A 16,924-nucleotide genomic window follows, 5' to 3' on the forward strand; every position below is an offset into this window, starting at 1 on the left:
ACTCGAGTCAGGACTGACCATGTCGCATTACGCCTCCCCTTACCGCGCCCCACTGAGCCGCCTGGCACTGGCGTGCTCGCTGCTATTCGGCGCCGGGACCGCTCTGGCGGGCAGCAACACGCCGCTCAACTTGAACCTGCCCGCACAGCCGCTGGAGGCTGCGGTTCATACTTTGGCCCGTGAAGCGGGCGTCGCCATCGCCGCCGACAGCCAATTGCTCGCCGGGCGCAGTGCGCAACCACTGAATGGTCAGTACACCCTGCATGAAGCCTTGCAGCACTTGTTGGCCAATACCGGGCTGGTCGCCAGCGAAGAAAACGGTGTGATCGTGTTGCGCCAGGCACAGATTGACGGCGCCCTGAACCTGGGTGAAACCCGGGTCAACGGTGCTGGCCTGGGCGCAAGTGACTTGCCTGAAGCCTACAGCGGCGGCCAGGTGGCCACCGGTGCCCGGCTGGGGCTGCTGGGCGATACCCAGATCATGGACACGCCGTTCAACATCACCTCCTACACCGCGCAAACCATCGAAAACCAGCAAAGCGGCACCGTGGGTGCAGTTCTGCGCAACGACCCGTCAATCCGCTTCAGCACCGGCGAAGGTCACGCGTATGAGAACTTCATGATCCGTGGTTTTTCCCTCGACTCGGCAGAGCTGGCACTCAATGGCTTGTACGGCATGGCCCCGGACGGCCACGTGCCGACCGAATTTCTGGACCGCGTCGAAGTGCTCAAAGGCCCGGGCGCCCTGCTGTCCGGCATGGCACCCAGCGGTGGCGTGGGCGGCGTGATTAACCTGGTGCCCAAACGCGCCGGGGAAAAACCGCTGACCCGCCTGACCACCAGTTATGTGTCTGACGGCTATTTTGCCGAGCACCTGGATTTCAGCCGTCGCCTGGGTGACGAACAGCGCTTTGGCATTCGCTTTAACGGCGTGTACGGCGACGGCGACACCGGCGTCGACAAACAGTCCAAGGAACGCACGCTCACCTCGTTGGCCATGGATTATCGTGGCGACGGCTGGAAGCTCGCACTGGACGCTTATGAAACCCACGAGCGCGCCATCAACGGCAGCCCGATGATGGTCGGCTTCAGCGACATTGGCCATGTGCTGAAGGCGCCGAAAGCTGACACCAACATCCTCAAAGGCATCAGCGCCAAGCAGATCAGCAAGGCCGTGATTGTGCGCGGCGAATATGAACTCAACGACGACTGGACAACCTTCGCCAGCGCTGGCAGCTCGAAAAGCCGCTATCAGGGCTTTCTCAACGGTACCCGCTTGCGGGTCAACAATGACAAGGGCGACGCTATCGGCGAAACCTACAACCAGGCTGGCTATACCGCCAGTACCGCTTACGAGGCCGGTATTCGCGGGCATGTGACCACAGGCCCCATCGACCACAAGCTGGTCTTCACCGCCAGCCTGTTGCACCAGAACATTGGCCGGGCGCCCACCGTGACCGGCGCGCGCTACCCGAGCAACATCTACCACCCTGGCAAGCCGATTATTGCCGGGCACACGGGCTCCAACTCGAAAACCGGTGACAACACTCTCTCCAGCTTTGCCGTTGCCGACACCCTGGCCTTCGCTGATGACAAAGTGCTGCTAACGTTGGGAGCTCGTTCACAACGGGTGCGCCAGCAGATGAGCAAGCCAAAAACCTACGATGAGCAAGCCATCACCCCGGCGGTGGGCCTGGTGATCAAACCCTGGGATGTGCCCGTGTCGTTGTACGCCAATTACATCGAAGGCTTGACCCAGGGCAACACCGTCGGCGACGTGACGGCGGCTAACTACGGCGATCAGTTCGAACCGTATAAAGCCAAGCAAGTGGAAGCCGGTGTGAAATGGGACCTGGGCACGTTTACCCATACCTTGAGCGCGTTCCAGATCGAGAAACCCAGCCTGATCCTCAACAAGGCCAGCAACCTCTACAGCGACGACGGCAAGCAACGTAACCGTGGTGTGGAATGGAACATGTTCGGTTCGATCATTCCTTCGGTGCGACTGCTGGGCGGCGTCACTTACACCCACGCCGAGCTGACCCGCACGGCTAACGGCGCGCTGGACGGCAACACCGCACGTGGTGTGCCGAAGTGGTCGGCCAACCTGGGTGCCGAGTGGGACACGCCGTGGGTCGAAGGCCTGACCTTGAACACGCTAATCATTCACAGCAGCTCGCAGTACCTGAATGACGCCAACACCCTGAAAATCCCGCAATGGACCCGTTACGACCTGGGCGCGCGTTACAGCACGCGCATCCTGAGCAAAGACGTAGTGTTCCGCGCCAGCCTAGAGAACGTCGAAAACCGTTCCTACTGGGCAGGCGTGTTCAACGATGGCTTCGCCACGGTCAGTGAACCGCGCACGCTGAAGCTCTCTACCAGCATCGACTTCTGAGGTGAGCATGAGTCCATTCAATCGCTGGAGCCTTGGTTGCCTGTTTAGCGCCATGGCCTGCGCGTCAGCCCTGGCGGTCGAACCGCTCAGCCAGGGCCAAAGCGTTCGCGCAAGTGTTGCCAAAACCCTGCAGCCCGGCTGGAGCCTGGATCTCAAGGCCGGTGATCTGGTGCAGGGTAAGGTGGTGGGCGATGTCAGCCTGCGCCTGCTTGACGCGCGGGGTAACCCGCTGCGCCTGCTGGTGGATGGCGCGGACATGTCGCGGGACTTTATGTTCGTTGCCCGCGAGGATGGCCAGTACCTGCTGCGCGCTGAACAATTGGCGACGCGCCCACAGGCCGAGTTCACCCTCACCTTGAGCCAGGTACTGGCGCTGAGCGAACAACAGCGCGCCCCGGCCGCCCTGCTCAGCCCGACCTTGGGCCAATTGGCAGAGCAACTGAAACAGGGCGCCACCACGCAAGCGTTCTGGAAAGACCGCGAGCAACAAGGCACGCCACTGGTTGAAGCGCTGGCTGACAGCCCCAACGAGCGTCTGGTCACGTTTTTGTGGCGCGGGGCCCGGCAAAATGTGCGGCTGTTCGGCTCGCCTTCCGGCGGCCACGATGCCTTACAGCGCTTGGGCGACAGCGACGTCTGGTACGCCACGTACCGGGTGCCGTCCAGCGCCCGCTTGAGCTATCAATTGGCTCCGGACGTGCCAGAGGCCGGCGATCGCCGCACCCTCTTGGCCACGGCTCAGCGCGACCCGCTCAACCCGCACACCTTCGGCAATCAGAAATATGAGCCGAGCCTGACCCGTTCGGTCATGGAATTGCCTGATGCACCGCCTCAGCCCTGGCTGAACAAACGCGCGCACGTGGCCCCCGGCACCGTTGAGCGCCAATCCCTGAAAAGCGAGATTTTGGGCAACACCCGCGATGTTTACGTCTATCGCCCGGCGGGCTGGAATAACATCGACCAGCAGCCGGGCTTGCTGGTGCTGTTCGATGCTCACGCGTACACGCGCCAAGTGCCCACGCCGACGATTCTCGACAACTTGATTGCCGACGGCCTGATCCCGCCCACCGCAGCGTTGATCATTGCCAACCCGAGCGATGAAACCCGCCCCATGGAGCTACCGCCCAACGCGGATTTCGCCCGGTTTATGGCACAAGAGCTGATGCCGTGGGCCAAGCAACAAGGCCTGGCCACTGACGCCAGACACACAGTGGTCGCGGGCTCCAGCTATGGCGGGCTGGCCTCGGCATGGCTTGGGCTGCAACACCCGGAACTGTTTGGCAATGTGCTGAGTTTGTCCGGCTCGTACTGGTGGAGCCCGCCGAACACTGAAGATCAATGGCTTGCCCGCCAATACGCGGCCAGCCCACGGCTACCGTTGCGCTTTTATTTGCAGGCGGGTTTGTTTGAAGACAAATCAGGTTCGCCGGGTGCCGGGATACTCGACAGCAACCGCCAACTGCGCAATGTCTTGCAGGCCAAGGGCTACCCGGTTGAACACGTTGAATACGCCAGCGGCCACGATTACCTGCAATGGCGGGGTTCACTGGCGTGCGGCTTGATCAGCCTGATAGGCAAGAGCCCCGAGACACCCGAGGCGTGTGTTCCGGTTGCGTTGAGGTAATAACGGCCTGCGATCTTTTGATGATCAAAAGATCGCAGGCCCTCTTCTTTCAGCTAAATCAAATACCTTGCAGGGCAAGGTCCATCGCAAAGTAGGTGAGGATCATGTCGGCGCCGGCACGTTTGATCGAGCCGAGGGTTTCACGTACCACGCGGGCTTCATCAATGGCACCGGCCTGGGCGCCGAACTTGATCATCGCGTACTCACCACTGACCTGATAGGCCGCCAACGGCAGGCGCGAGGCTTCGCGCACATCACGAATGATGTCCAGATACGCGCCGGCCGGTTTCACCATCAGCACATCAGCGCCTTCCTGTTCGTCGAGCAACGACTCGCGGATGGCCTCGCGGCGGTTCATCGGGTTCATCTGGTAAGACTTGCGATCACCTTTCAAGGCACTGCCGCCCGCTTCACGGAACGGGCCGTAGAGTGCCGACGCAAACTTGGTGGAATAGGCCATGATCGAGGTGTCGATAAAGCCGGCCGCGTCCAGCGCAGAGCGGATCGCTTGCACCTGACCGTCCATGGCAGCTGAAGGCGAAATGAAGTCGGCGCCAGCAGCAGCGGCAGCAACGGCTTGCTTGCCCAGGTTGATCAGGGTCGCATCGTTGTCCACGCCGTGGTCGTGCATCACGCCGCAGTGGCCGTGAGAGGTGTACTCGCAAAAGCAGGTATCGCTCATCACGATCATTTCCGGGGCGGCGTCCTTGCAGATCCGCGCCATACGCGAAACCAGACCATCCTCACGCCAGGAATCGCTGCCCGTCGCGTCCAGGTGGTGCGACACGCCGAACGCCATCACCGACTTGATACCCGCGCGAGCATACCGCTCGATCTCGCCTGCCAGTTTCGACTCAGGAATACGCATCACGCCCGGCATGCTGGTGATGGGCACAAAGTCGTCGATTTCTTCTTCGACGAAAATCGGCAGCACCAGGTCGTTCAAGCTGAATTCGGTTTCCTGGAACATGTCGCGCAAGGTTTGGTTACGGCGCAGACGACGGGGACGAACAGAGGGGAACTGGTTAGGCATCATGGTTCCTGAAGGGCAGGTTCATAAAACGAACGGCAAAACAGTAGAGCCTTGACCCAGGCTCAATGGCGCAACAAATACAGGAATGAACCTGCAATTGCAAAACTTGCGGCCTGACTGCGTCCCGTTGTCGCGGGCCAAGACCGGTTGATCATTTCGTTAAAAAGCGTAATATCGCGGTCCATGATTCTCGAACAGCTTAAAGCCTTGGGCAATGACACCCGCATGCAAATGATGCAGTGGCTCAAAGCCCCTCTCACGCATTTTCCGCCCCAGGACCATGGTGATCCTGCGATTGGTGTGTGCGTGACACATTTGCAGCACAAGGCCAGGTTGTCCCCTTCTACCGCGTCTGCCCATTTGGCGATTTTGCAACGTGCAGGTTTTGTGCTGACCACGCGCATCGGCAAGTGGACCTACTATCGACGCAATGAACAAGCGATTGCTGACTTTGCAGCTAGGCTGAAAATCGAGTTGTAATTTTTAACCAATCATTTCGTTATTTCGCGGAATGTAAAAACATGAGGAAGCCCCATGAGCAACAAAACCATTTTCGTCCAACCTGGCGGCGGCTATCAAAATGTAGTGGTCGGCAGCAGCGACGTGCGCGCGCCGGCGAATGACGAAATCACCGTGCGCCTGCACGCCAACTCACTGAACTACCATGACTTCGCGGTCGTGAGCGGCATGTGGGGCCCTACTGAACAACGCATCCCGATGGCCGACGGCGCGGGCGAAGTGGTTGCTGTTGGCGCTGGTGTCAGCGAGTTCAAGGTTGGCGACTCCGTGGTCAGCACCTTCTTCCCTGAATGGATTGACGGCACGCCGCTGGTTGAAGGTTTCGTCACTGTGCCGGGTGACGGTATTGACGGTTATGCCCGTGAGAAAGTAACCGCCAAGGCCACCGCTTTCACCCTCGCCCCTGTCGGCTACAGCCACGCAGAGGCTGCAACACTGACCACGGCCGGGCTGACCGCCTGGCGCGCACTGATGGCCGATGATTCGCTCAAACCTGGCGATACGGTATTGGTACAAGGCACGGGTGGCGTATCTATTTTTGCCCTGCAGTTCGCCAAAATGGCCGGTGCCACCGTGATCGCCACCTCCTCCAGCGACGCAAAGCTTGAGCGCCTTAAAGCGCTGGGCGCGGACCACGTGATCAACTACCGCAAAGACACAAACTGGGGCGAAACGGCGCGCGCATTGACCGGCGGCCGTGGTGTCGACCACGTGATTGAAGTTGGCGGCCCATCAACGCTTGAGCAGTCGATGATTGCCGTGCGCGTGGCCGGTCATATCTCGGTGATCGGTATCTTGAGCGGCGTCTCGGGCGCCATGAACTTCGTGCCTGCGCTGGTCAAGCAAGTTCGCCTGCAAGGCGTACTGGTCGGCAGCCGCACTCAGCAACAAGACATGGTCCGTGCCATCAATGCCGCTGGCATGCGCCCGATTATTGATCGCCACTTCCCGCTGAGCGAGATTGTTGACGCGTTCAAATACCAGGAAACCAATCAGCATTTCGGCAAGATCGTCCTGGACATCTGACCCGCCATTACCGGATGGCGCATTGACAGTGCGCCTCCGGCTTTACTAGATTCGAGGTTTTGCCCAGCGAGCAGAACCTTATGAGCCTTGAATCCGTACGCGCTTTCTTCACTGCCAACGCCCCTGACTTGCACATCATCGAATTGGCCACCAGCACCGCGACCGTTGCCTTGGCGGCTGAAGCCCATGGCGTTGAACCGGGGCAAATTGCCAAGACCCTGGCCTTTCGCGTGGGTGAGCAGAATGTATTGTTGGTGGCCCGTGGCGATGCGCGTATTGATAACAAGAAGATCAAGAACGCACTGGGCAGCAAGGCCAAGATGCTTGATGCCGAGACAGTGGTTGCACTTACCAGCCACCCGGTGGGCGGCGTCTGCCCGTTCGGCCTGGCCACTGATCTGCCGGTGTATTGCGATATTTCTCTGCAGGCGTTCAGCGAAGTCATGCCCGCCGCAGGCACCACGAACTCGGCCGTGCGCATCAGCCCGACCCGTATGGCACAACTGGTGAATGCCCAGTGGGTGGATGTGTGTCAGGAACTTGAGGCACCGTGCGCGGTGTAGCACGAGTCTGTTCCAAGAGCCGTAAAAAAGGCTGGACCCTTGCGGGGCCAGCCTTTTTTACAGGTACTGATGCTTACGCGATGGCGTTATCAACCAGCACTTGAGCTTCTGCGACCAGACGGCCGAGGTGCTCGTCGCTGACAAAGCTTTCAGCGTAGATCTTGTAGATGTCTTCGGTGCCCGACGGGCGTGCAGCAAACCAGCCGTTCTCGGTCATCACCTTGAGCCCGCCAATCGGCTGATTATTGCCCGGTGCATGGCTGAGGATCTGGGTAATCGCTTCGCCCGCCAAAGTCGTCGACTTGACTTGCTCTGGCGACAGCTTGCCCAGCAGGGCTTTCTGTTGCGGGGTGGCTTTGGCGTCGACACGGGTTGAGAACGGCAAACCGAGGTCTTCGGTCATTTTCTGATACAGCTGCGAAGGATCGCGGCCTGTGCGAGCGGTCATTTCGCCGGCTAGCAGCGCAGGGATCAAGCCGTCCTTGTCCGTCGACCACACCGTGCCGTCCAGGCGCAAGAACGAAGCCCCGGCGCTTTCTTCACCACCAAAGCCCAGCGAGCCGTCAAACAGGCCATCGGCAAACCATTTAAAACCGACCGGCACTTCGTACAGGCGACGCCCCAGACGCGCTGCCACACGGTCAATCAAACCGCTGCTGACCACGGTTTTGCCCACCGCCGCATCGGCACGCCAGTGCGGACGGTTCTGGAACAGGTAGTCAATGGCCACCGCCAAATAGTTGTTAGGCGCCAGCAGGCCGCCAGACGGGGTAACGATGCCGTGGCGATCGTGGTCCGGGTCACAGGCGAAAGCCACGTCGAAACGCTCTTTAAGGCCGATCAGCCCTTGCATTGCGTGGCTGGAGGACGGGTCCATGCGGATGCGGCCATCCCAGTCCACGCACATAAAGCGGAAGGTTGGATCGACCGCGGTGTTGACCACTTCAAGGTTCAGCCCGTAGTGCTCGCCGATTGCCGACCAGTAACGCACACCGGCACCGCCCAGCGGGTCTACGCCCAAACGCAAGTTGGCACCGCGCAGGGTGTCCATGTCGATGACGTTTTTGAGGTCTGCGACATAGCTGTTCAGGTAGTCGTGGCGGTGCGTGTTGCTGGCTTTGAGCGCCTGCTCGTAGCTGATGCGTTTGACACCGGCGAGCTTGGCGGCCAGCAGTTCGTTGGCCTTGGCTTCGATCCACTTGGTGACATCGGTGTCCGCCGGGCCACCGTTAGGCGGGTTGTATTTGAAACCGCCGCTTTCCGGGGGGTTGTGCGAAGGCGTAATCACCACGCCATCGGCCAGCCCGGAAGTACGGCCACGGTTGTAGCAAATAATGGCGTGGGAAATGGCAGGCGTCGGGGTGTATTCATCGTTCGCGGCGATCATGGTGTCGACGCCATTAGCGGCAAAGACTTCCAGCGCACTGGCACCCGCTGGGGTGGACAAGGCGTGGGTGTCGATGCCGACGAACAGCGGGCCATTGATCCCTTTGAACTGGCGGTACAGGCAGATGGCCTGACTGATTGCCAGCACATGCCACTCATTGAAGCTCAGCTCAAACGAGCTGCCGCGGTGCCCGGATGTTCCAAAAGCGACTCGCTGGGTGGCAATCGCTGCATCGGGTTGACCGGTGTAGTAAGCGGTCACCAGTCGCGGAATATCGACCAGCAATTGAGCTGGAGCCGGTTTGCCCGCAAGAGGACTGAGTGTCATGCAAAACCTCAAAAAGAAATGATTCGGAGGAAAAACCGCAGTTTACTGGCACTTCGACATTGGCGCGAAGCAATTGTCCTGACACAACGTATCAATTATGTCTTGTCAGCAAATTCTGCTTTATATGACGGCACAATTTGCATCCTGTTCCCGCTCATGGCAAAAATTGCCTCATCCCGGTGCGTCTGCAATGTGTTTACGGATGCGTATGTTTAAGTTCGAAAAAGGAAGCAGCATGAAACCACTCGTTATCAGCGCGGCCCTGACCCTCTCGTTGAGTACGCTGTGCAGCGTGGCCAACGCCGCCAAACTGGAAGATGTAGCCCCCTACCCTAAAGCCGATGCGGGTTTCACGCGTCAGGTCATTCGCCTGCCGTCGCAAAAGAACGAAGAAGATTACAAGGTCCAGATCATTGCCGGTAAGACGCTCCAGGTTGACTGCAACCAGCAGCGCCTGACCGGCAAGTTGCAAGAAAAAACCCTTAAGGGCTGGGGCTATCCGATGTACCGCCTAGATAAGGTCAGCGGCCCGTTGAGCACCATGATGGCCTGCCCCGACGGCAAGCCGCACCCCGACTTTGTGCCGGTGGTGGGCGATGGCTTTATGCTGCGTTACAACAGCAAATTGCCGATTGTGCTCTACGTCCCTAAGGGCGTTGAAGTGCGCTACCGGATCTGGTCCGCGTCCAAACAGATCAAGCAAGCGACCGCTGAATAATCCCTACACAAGCCTTCGGGCGAGCAGGCATGCGTCTGCCCGTCCGACGCTTAGGTTACTCCAGGCCGACGCGATACACCGTGCCCTTGTCCTCATCGGTCAGTACATACACATAACCGTCCGGGCCTTGGCGAACATCACGAATTCGCGCCTTCAAGCCACCCAGCAAGCGTTCTTCGTGCACCACCTTGTCCCCGTCCAGCTGTAGACGGATCACGTCTTTATCCGCCAGGGCACCGATAAACAGATTGTGCTGCCAAGGCTTGAAACGCTCGCCATCATAAAATGTCATCCCGCTGATCCCGGGCGACTTCTCCCACACGTGATACGGCGCAACCGTCCCTTCGACCACTTTGCCCTTGGCCTCCGGAATTGGCTTCGATGAATAATCAATGCCGTGAGTCGCCAGTGGCCAGCCGTAGTTTTGGCCGCGTTCGATCAGGTTGATTTCGTCGCCGCCCTTTGGCCCGTGCTCATGGGTCCAGAGCGTGCCCGTCCAGGGGTTCAGGGCTGCGCCTTGCTGGTTGCGGTGGCCATAAGACCAAATCTCGGGCCTGGCGCCTTTTTGCCCGACAAACGGGTTGTCCTCGGGGATGCGCCCGTCCGGGTAGATGCGCACCACTTTGCCCTGCAGCTTGTCGAGGTCTTGTGAAGTGGAGCGCTGGTTGTTTTCGCCCAGCGCGATAAACAGGTAACCGTCGCGATCAAAGACCAGCCGTGAGCCAAAATGATTGCCGGTTGAGAGCTTGGGCTCCTGACGGAAAATTACCTTGAAGTCGCTCAGCGAACTCATGTCATCAGACAAACGCCCGCGCCCGACCGCCGTGCCCGCGTTGCCATCCGGGCCCTCTTCGGCGAATGACAGGTAAACCAGTCGATCGTTGGCAAAGTCCGGGGACAAGACCACATCCAGCAAACCGCCCTGCCCTTTGGCCCAGACCTTGGGCACGCCCGCCAACGGTGCCGACAGCTTGCCCTCGGGGCTCACCCAACGCAGGTGGCCGGGGCGTTCGGTAACCAGCATGCCTTTTTTATCGGGCAAAAAAGCCAGTGCCCAGGGATGGTCTAGCCCCTGCACCACAGGTGTGACGGTGACGGGGCCCAACTCTGACTTGAACGTCTGCGCCTGCCCGGTCTGGGCATTTGCCGTTAGCGCAAACATCGAGGTGACGACAAAGGTCGCCAATGCGGTTTTTTTCAACATCCGATAGTCCTTTTTCGATTAACGCGCATCCCTGGGCTGTACCGAGGGTGCCGTTGGCTGCAAGGTTTGAGGTACGGGTGGATTTCGCGGGTAACCGTTGCCGATCTGGCCATTTTCAATCGACGGCCTTTGCCCTTGAGGCACGGTTTGACCCGGGCGAATCAGACCGGGAGCGGGGCCTGTGCCTTGTCGACTGTTAGGGTTAATGCGCCGGATGGCGTTGTTGTTGGAAGGCGCCACGCCGGGGGTAAGCGTGTTCTGCGCCAGCAACACGGTGGCCGGTCGTTGAGCATGACCACCGTTGGCAATGTCGGGTTGAGCCTGGGCTGACGCGTGGACGGCCATTGCGGCCAGCAGCAAGAGCCCAAAAGCACTGTGTCGCGCACTGATCATGGTTTGCTCCAATTCAGGTAAGCCTGAGCGTTGGAGTGCAGTTTGCCGATCCGGTTCGCGATTAATCCAGTGAACGCGTCATGCGCGCCCGCTCAAATGTCACATCTTGTTGCCAGAGCGCTGAGTCCGCGTCATTGGTCGTTCGATTCTGGGCCGATAACAATGACCGTCGATTGCCGGGCTTCCTCCAGCAACGCTTGACGACAGACTTCATAGCAATCGTCGATATGCCCGTTACCGACCATCTTCATGACCCCAAAACTGATGCCCGCCGCCACCGCCTGCCCCACAAACGGGACGAAGCGCACCACTGACTTGGTCGCCACCTTGGTGCCCATCTTCTTGAGCATCGACATGACCAGGGTACGGCTGATGAATTTGCCGATGGCTTCGCTGCCAATGCTGCTGACCGCCACGATCACCAGGCGCTTGGAGCGCGAGTCCATCTGTTCGATTTGCTGCGGGGTCAGCCCGAATTTACTGTTGATCGCCGGGAGCATCTCCACCAGCAGCGCCACGTCTGTGCCAAGGTCCAGCCCCGGTACCGGAATGGCGGCAGCCCCGGCAGACACAGCGGAGCGCTTGGTAACCATGGACTTGCACTCGTCACGAATGCGGTCAAGCTCGGCTAATGACCTGATTAACATAAGATTCCCCAACAAAAAGAGATAACACGCAGGCAGTCTACTACGTCACCCCTGCGCACCAGGCAGCAGGTCTTTATATAGAGGGTGTGTCGCTCAGGAAATTCAGGTGGGATGTGGCAGTTTTTTTGCTGGTGAAGGGTTCAGGCCAGCAAGCGGGTGCAGCCTGTACTTGGGGAAAGTACAGGCTGAAAAGACGTTAAACGTCTTTTTTGACCTTGCTCCAGGCATCTTTGATTTTGTGCACGAAGGTGGCTTTTTTGTCTTGCTGGCAAGCAGTGATGACTTCAGGAGTCACTTTTGCCACACCATCAACATCGAGCACAGCGTCTTCTACCTTGCCACTTTTGTTAACGGCTTCACCCAGGCCGACAGCGACAGGCTGGAAGCTTTCATTGACGGCCAGAAAATCTTCGCAAGTCCACTGCGCCAATGGCTTCTTGGCGTCTGCCTGAGCCAGTGTCGACAACGCCAGCAGGCTTGCTGCGCCAATCATCAGAATGTGCTTCTTCATATGAATATTTCCCTATTATCAATGAGACAGTTACGTTGGTTCTGCCGCCAAAGACCATAGTTGTGGATGTGACTTCTGTCAAACCACACCCCCGGCTTTTTGTGATCGCTAAAAAGACAACTTCGCACGGCAGACGAATGATAAAAACCCATAAAAAACAGACAGATATCAGATACTGACTGAACTTCAGTTATATAAAGTTACAGCTTATTACCCTAGGGCTATAAGCAATTGATTCAAGTCAACGCCGCCACTATAAAAGCCGCTTATATAGACGGCACACCGCCTGACTTACTGAGTCAAAATAACTTTCATGGCTTTTTCCTGGGCAGCATTACCGAACACTTCATAGGCTTTAAGAATGTCGTTCAACGCAAAGCGGTGGGTGATCAGTTGCCCGGCATCGATCTTGCCCGACTGCAATGTTTTCAACAGCATCGGAGTGGTGTTGGTATTCACCAGACCGGTTGAAATATTAACGTTCTGGATCCACAGTTTTTCCAGGTGCAACTCAACACTTTTGCCATGTACCCCAACGTTAGCGATGGTGCCACCCGGTGCGATCACTGACTGGCACGTGTCGAACGAAGCGGGAATACCCACCGCCTCAATGGCGACATCCACCCCTACCCCGTCCGTCAATTGAAGAATGCGCTCAACGGCATTTTCAGTCTTGATATCGATCACATGGGTTGCCCCAAAACGCTTGGCAACGTCCAGGCGATTGCTATCACCATCGACCACGATCAGCGTCGCCGGTGAGTAAAACTGTGCCGTCAGCAGCGCGGCCATGCCTACCGGCCCGGCGCCGACAATCACGACGCTATCGCCTGGCTTGACCTTGCCTGCCAACACGCCGATCTCGAACCCGGTGGGCAAAATGTCACTGAGCATCACCAAGGCTTCTTCATCGGCCCCCGCCGGGACCGGATACAAACTGTTGTCGGCATGGGGAATGCGCACATATTGCGCCTGGGTGCCGTCGATCAAATGGCCCAGAATCCAGCCGCCATCGGCACAATGCGAATACATCTGGCGACGGCAATTGGCACAGCTGCCGCATGAAGTAATACAGGAGATCAGCACATGATCGCCCTTTTTGAAGTTGCGAACCGCCGAGCCGACCTCTTCAACCACGCCGACGCCTTCATGCCCCAATACACGGCCTGCCGTCACTTCGGGCACATCGCCCTTGAGGATATGTAAGTCGGTACCGCAAATGGTGGTGTGCAAAATCCGGATGATGGCGTCGGTGGGTTTATCGACGACAGGTGTAGGGATTTCCGACCATTGTTTTTTACCGGGACCCTGGTAGGTGAGCGCTTTCATGACAGCCTTCCTTTAGCAGTTCAAGAATCAGCAGCCCTGCCAATCGGTACTCCGTGATCAGCAGACCGAAAATTACTCGATGCAGTTAAGCAGTCTTTGGCAGATATGCCTTCGTCCCCAGTAAAAAACGCCCTGTTCCCGACGAGGAGCAGAGCGTTAGTGAAAGTCCTGCGCACAATACTTTAAGGTTGCGCTGAAACCGAGAAGTCGGTTTCGCCCTTGTCATCTGCCCGCATCACCACATTGAAAGCCTTAGACGTCCCGCAACCGGAAACCCGCCAGGTCTCCTCTGCCTTCTGGACTGCGCCACTCGGTGACTGATCTATCTTGGCAATACGGCTATCAACGGCGCTGATTGAGCGACACTGGGTCATCGCTGAAAACAGACGCTCGACTGTTGCATATACATCCTTGCGCAGCAGCGGATCAGTGACCGATTGCCCCGAGAACTGAGGGCTGCTGGCGCAGCCTGCCAATAAAGCCCCGGCCAATACGAGGCTAAAAAGGGCGCTGTGTTGCTTTGTCTTGGTCAACATAATCATTCCTTGAGACGGCGTCATGCCGTGTTGATATCCCCTGGCGTGGCTATTCACAGGGCGAAGCGCCGCAGAGCACAGCCACCATTTCGTGTATTGCAGGGAGCATCGCCGGGGCAAATCCACTCACCTGGGACGTGACGATAAGACCTTCGCCAATCACAAAGAGTTGCATCGCCACCGCCGACGGTTGCGTCAGGCCTGCCTGCGTGCAAATACCTTGCAGGTAATTCAGGACCTGCTGCTTGTGTTGACTGGCCAGGACATGGGGAGGAGCGCTCTGGGCGCTGTATTCAGCCGAAGCATTGATGAACGCGCAGCCATGGAAATCAGCCGACTGCACCCATTGGATAATGAAGTCGATATACGCCTGGGGTCTGTCCGCTTCGTCAGCGCCCTCTACCACCTCGGCCATTTGCCCCATGAACTCGACGTGCCGCAGTTGCAGCGCAGCCTCGACCACGTGTTCCTTGCTCGGAAAATGCCGGTACAGGGTTTTCTTGGTCACACCAGCACTCTGGCTGAGTTGCTCGACCCCCGAGGCATGAAAGCCCTGGCGATAAAACAGATCGAGGGCCGCCCGGGTGATCACATCTGCAGTACTCATCACGCATCCCTTTGGAGTGAATGCGGCCAGTGTATACCGATCGGTTGACTTACAGGTAAACCGATCGGTATCCTTTTATCACTGTCCACTCACCGAGTTAACGCCATGCCTCTTATTCGCCTGCCTAAATCAAGCGCTCCACCCGCCCCTGACCTGCGTTTCAGCCTAATGTCGTTTGTCGGCGTCGTCATCGCCATCGGCGCCACCGGCTGGCTTAGCCTGATCAGCGGAACGCCCTGGCTGATGGCCTCGTTTGGCGCGAGTTGTGTGCTGGCCTTTGGCGTGCCTGACTCCCCCCTGGCCCAGCCGCGCAGCATCATTGGCGGGCACATGGTGTCGACACTGGTCGGGCTCGTGGTGCTGCACACCCTGGGCAATGAATGGTGGGCTTGCGCATTGGCTGTCGGGCTGGCGCTGGTCGCCATGCAGCAGACACGTACGGTGCATGCCCCCGCAGGCGCCAACCCGTTGGTGGTCATCACTGCCGGTGCCCCGTGGAGTTTCTTGCTGACGCCCGTGTTGGCAGGCTCGCTGGTGGTGGTGATCACTGCCTTGTGCCTTAACAACGCACGCAGCAAAGGCAGCTATCCCAAATACTGGCTGTAAAAGCCGCCTAGCTTAGCGATGCGGATGAACCGTCATGGCCACCAGTTTGATAACGATGGGGCGCACCACAAGGATGCACAGGAAGGCGGCAGGCATGGCCAACTTATAAGCCTGCAACGTGTTGTTCAAGTAATCCGCATCGATACCCGTATTCGCGGCAGTAATCACCAGCGACATTAGAAAGGCCATTATCGTGGACATGTACAACGCGAATACATAGGGCGTTGCACGCACCGAGAACTTTAGGCGGCTTGAAATCAACGTGTTTGAAGTGCTTTTAGCGTTCATGTGTGGCCCTTTAATCCTGAAAGTGATGGATGGCGCACCTTAACAAGATCAAAAACACGTAACTAGACGGCCATTTCTAGTTTGTTTATAAAGCAGATCTTACGAATACGCCCCGTTCAGGATCAAAACATGGATCTTTTTGCTGCGATTAACAGTTTTATCAAAGTAGTTGAAGCCGGATCGATTGCTGGCGCGGCGAAAAATCTCGGCCTCAGTGCCGCCGCCGTCAGCCAGACCATCAACCGCCTGGAAGCACACTTGGGCACGCGTTTGCTGCAACGCACCACCCGAAGCATGGCGCTGACCGAGGACGGAGCCCTTTACTACAACAAAGTGCAGCGCATTGTTACGGATGTGGAGCTGGCGCACCGAGCCATCAGCCATAGCGACAGCGAACTGCAAGGGCGGTTGAGCATCGCGTCGACTTCCGCTTTCGGGCGCCATGTCGTCGCCCCGTTGGTCGCGGGGTTTGCCACGCGCTACCCGCGTCTGACCCTGGAACTGAACATCACTGACAACAAAATCAGCCACATCCACAGCGGCATTGACCTGAGCCTGAGAATCAAGCCGCAACTGGAAGACGGGATCATTGCCCGCAAAATCGTCTCGGTGCCTTTTATTGTCTGCGCCTCACCGGCTTACCTCGAACGTGCGGGCTGGCCGGCTTCCCCCGACGACCTGCAACATCACGCCTGCCTGGGTTTTCGCTACCCTCTGGATGGCCGCTTTCTGCGCTGGGGTTTTATCAACAATGGCCAGCACAGTTATGCAGCGCTTAATGTTACGGCCACCAGTGACGACATTGACGCACTTGCACAAATGGCTGCCCATGGCGCCGGTATTGCGCGACTGGCAGAGTACATCGCCGCACCTTATATCGAATCGGGCCAGCTTATCCCGCTGCTTCAACACAGCCACTCACCGACTGAGTCATACACCAAGCCCCTGGACATTTATGCCTGCGTTCAAGACCGGGCTGCCATGACGCCAAAAGTTAAAGCTTTTATCAATTACCTGAGCGAATACCTGGAAATACGCTGGCCAAAAGAGAACATATTTACCGATGTTTGATCTCCGATACAGGGCGCTAATGACCGACAAAATTTAACTTTTAACGCTTGCCTGCCGCAACCATAGACACCAGGCCCGGCCAAGCGAATCGCCCGCAAAGCCGCAGACTGTCGCGATCAGCAGTGACACCCTGGCGG

Annotated in this window: 18 protein-coding genes; 8 read left to right on the forward strand and 10 right to left on the reverse strand. The window is 58.0% G+C overall.

Annotation, left to right across the window (positions count from 1 at the left end; translation table 11 throughout):
- Window positions 1–19: 19 nt before the first annotated feature.
- Together QMX84_RS01965 and QMX84_RS01970 are read left to right on the forward strand one after the other, a co-directional pair.
- Complete coding sequence (locus QMX84_RS01965; protein WP_282362978.1) at window positions 20–2,398, forward strand: TonB-dependent receptor; 2,379 nt, start codon at window positions 20–22, stop codon at window positions 2,396–2,398.
- A 7-nt stretch (window positions 2,399–2,405) separates the two neighbouring features.
- Window positions 2,406–4,022 (forward strand): alpha/beta hydrolase-fold protein, encoded by a 1,617-nt coding sequence (locus QMX84_RS01970; protein ID WP_282362979.1) that lies wholly within the window; start codon window positions 2,406–2,408, stop codon window positions 4,020–4,022.
- Between the two features lie 58 nt (window positions 4,023–4,080).
- Here QMX84_RS01970 and hemB read toward each other — a convergent pair whose 3' ends face one another.
- Complete coding sequence (gene hemB, locus QMX84_RS01975) at window positions 4,081–5,055, reverse strand: porphobilinogen synthase (protein ID WP_048370157.1); 975 nt, start codon at window positions 5,053–5,055, stop codon at window positions 4,081–4,083.
- Window positions 5,056–5,238: 183 nt separating this feature from the next.
- On the opposite strand from hemB, the gene QMX84_RS01980 reads away from it, so the two are divergent.
- From QMX84_RS01980 to QMX84_RS01990, 3 genes are all read left to right on the forward strand, one after another.
- Complete coding sequence (locus tag QMX84_RS01980; protein ID WP_048387864.1) at window positions 5,239–5,535, forward strand: helix-turn-helix transcriptional regulator; 297 nt, start codon at window positions 5,239–5,241, stop codon at window positions 5,533–5,535.
- 54 nt (window positions 5,536–5,589) lie between these two features.
- Window positions 5,590–6,600 (forward strand): NAD(P)-dependent alcohol dehydrogenase, encoded by a 1,011-nt coding sequence (locus QMX84_RS01985; RefSeq protein WP_048387862.1) that lies wholly within the window; start codon window positions 5,590–5,592, stop codon window positions 6,598–6,600.
- Window positions 6,601–6,680: 80 nt separating this feature from the next.
- A complete protein-coding gene (locus tag QMX84_RS01990; RefSeq protein WP_048370150.1) occupies window positions 6,681–7,163 on the forward strand; it encodes a YbaK/EbsC family protein in 483 nt (160 codons plus the stop codon).
- Between the two features lie 73 nt (window positions 7,164–7,236).
- Here the strand turns inward: QMX84_RS01990 and pgm are convergent, their stop codons facing one another.
- Window positions 7,237–8,877, reverse strand: coding sequence for a phosphoglucomutase (alpha-D-glucose-1,6-bisphosphate-dependent) (gene pgm / locus QMX84_RS01995; RefSeq protein ID WP_262125749.1), 1,641 nt, complete (start codon window positions 8,875–8,877; stop codon window positions 7,237–7,239).
- Window positions 8,878–9,112: 235 nt separating this feature from the next.
- On the opposite strand from pgm, the gene eco reads away from it, so the two are divergent.
- Window positions 9,113–9,595: a serine protease inhibitor ecotin gene (gene eco / locus QMX84_RS02000; RefSeq protein WP_048370392.1), complete on the forward strand. Its 483-nt coding sequence runs from the start codon at window positions 9,113–9,115 to the stop codon at window positions 9,593–9,595.
- 55 nt (window positions 9,596–9,650) lie between these two features.
- On the opposite strand, the gene QMX84_RS02005 is transcribed toward eco, so the two are convergent.
- From QMX84_RS02005 to QMX84_RS02035, 7 genes are all read right to left on the reverse strand, one after another.
- Window positions 9,651–10,799: a PQQ-dependent sugar dehydrogenase gene (locus QMX84_RS02005; RefSeq protein WP_262125746.1), complete on the reverse strand. Its 1,149-nt coding sequence runs from the start codon at window positions 10,797–10,799 to the stop codon at window positions 9,651–9,653.
- 18 nt (window positions 10,800–10,817) lie between these two features.
- Complete coding sequence (locus tag QMX84_RS02010; RefSeq protein WP_262125744.1) at window positions 10,818–11,192, reverse strand: hypothetical protein; 375 nt, start codon at window positions 11,190–11,192, stop codon at window positions 10,818–10,820.
- Between the two features lie 131 nt (window positions 11,193–11,323).
- The gene (locus tag QMX84_RS02015) at window positions 11,324–11,785 is read right to left on the reverse strand and encodes a hypothetical protein (RefSeq protein ID WP_262125742.1); all 462 of its coding nucleotides are present in this window, start codon (window positions 11,783–11,785) and stop codon (window positions 11,324–11,326) included.
- 250 nt (window positions 11,786–12,035) lie between these two features.
- Window positions 12,036–12,350: an acid-activated periplasmic chaperone HdeA gene (gene hdeA, locus QMX84_RS02020; RefSeq protein WP_262125740.1), complete on the reverse strand. Its 315-nt coding sequence runs from the start codon at window positions 12,348–12,350 to the stop codon at window positions 12,036–12,038.
- Window positions 12,351–12,641: 291 nt separating this feature from the next.
- Window positions 12,642–13,679: a zinc-dependent alcohol dehydrogenase family protein gene (locus tag QMX84_RS02025; protein WP_262125739.1), complete on the reverse strand. Its 1,038-nt coding sequence runs from the start codon at window positions 13,677–13,679 to the stop codon at window positions 12,642–12,644.
- A gap of 182 nt (window positions 13,680–13,861) precedes the next feature.
- On the reverse strand, window positions 13,862–14,239 hold the full coding sequence (locus tag QMX84_RS02030) for a hypothetical protein (protein WP_262125737.1): 378 nt from the start codon (window positions 14,237–14,239) through the stop codon (window positions 13,862–13,864).
- A gap of 25 nt (window positions 14,240–14,264) precedes the next feature.
- Window positions 14,265–14,822, reverse strand: coding sequence for a TetR/AcrR family transcriptional regulator (locus tag QMX84_RS02035; RefSeq protein WP_262125736.1), 558 nt, complete (start codon window positions 14,820–14,822; stop codon window positions 14,265–14,267).
- Window positions 14,823–14,927: 105 nt separating this feature from the next.
- On the opposite strand from QMX84_RS02035, the gene QMX84_RS02040 reads away from it, so the two are divergent.
- Window positions 14,928–15,428 (forward strand): HPP family protein, encoded by a 501-nt coding sequence (locus QMX84_RS02040; RefSeq protein ID WP_262125735.1) that lies wholly within the window; start codon window positions 14,928–14,930, stop codon window positions 15,426–15,428.
- A gap of 12 nt (window positions 15,429–15,440) precedes the next feature.
- Here QMX84_RS02040 and QMX84_RS02045 read toward each other — a convergent pair whose 3' ends face one another.
- Window positions 15,441–15,716, reverse strand: coding sequence for a DUF2798 domain-containing protein (locus tag QMX84_RS02045; RefSeq protein ID WP_153372658.1), 276 nt, complete (start codon window positions 15,714–15,716; stop codon window positions 15,441–15,443).
- 129 nt (window positions 15,717–15,845) lie between these two features.
- Between QMX84_RS02045 and QMX84_RS02050 the strand changes: the two genes are divergently transcribed.
- Window positions 15,846–16,787: a LysR family transcriptional regulator gene (locus QMX84_RS02050; protein WP_153433076.1), complete on the forward strand. Its 942-nt coding sequence runs from the start codon at window positions 15,846–15,848 to the stop codon at window positions 16,785–16,787.
- Window positions 16,788–16,924: the final 137 nt, after the last annotated feature.

The sequence above is a fragment of the Pseudomonas sp. PS01297 genome (assembly GCF_029959305.1).
GTDB lineage: Bacteria > Pseudomonadota > Gammaproteobacteria > Pseudomonadales > Pseudomonadaceae > Aquipseudomonas > Aquipseudomonas helleri.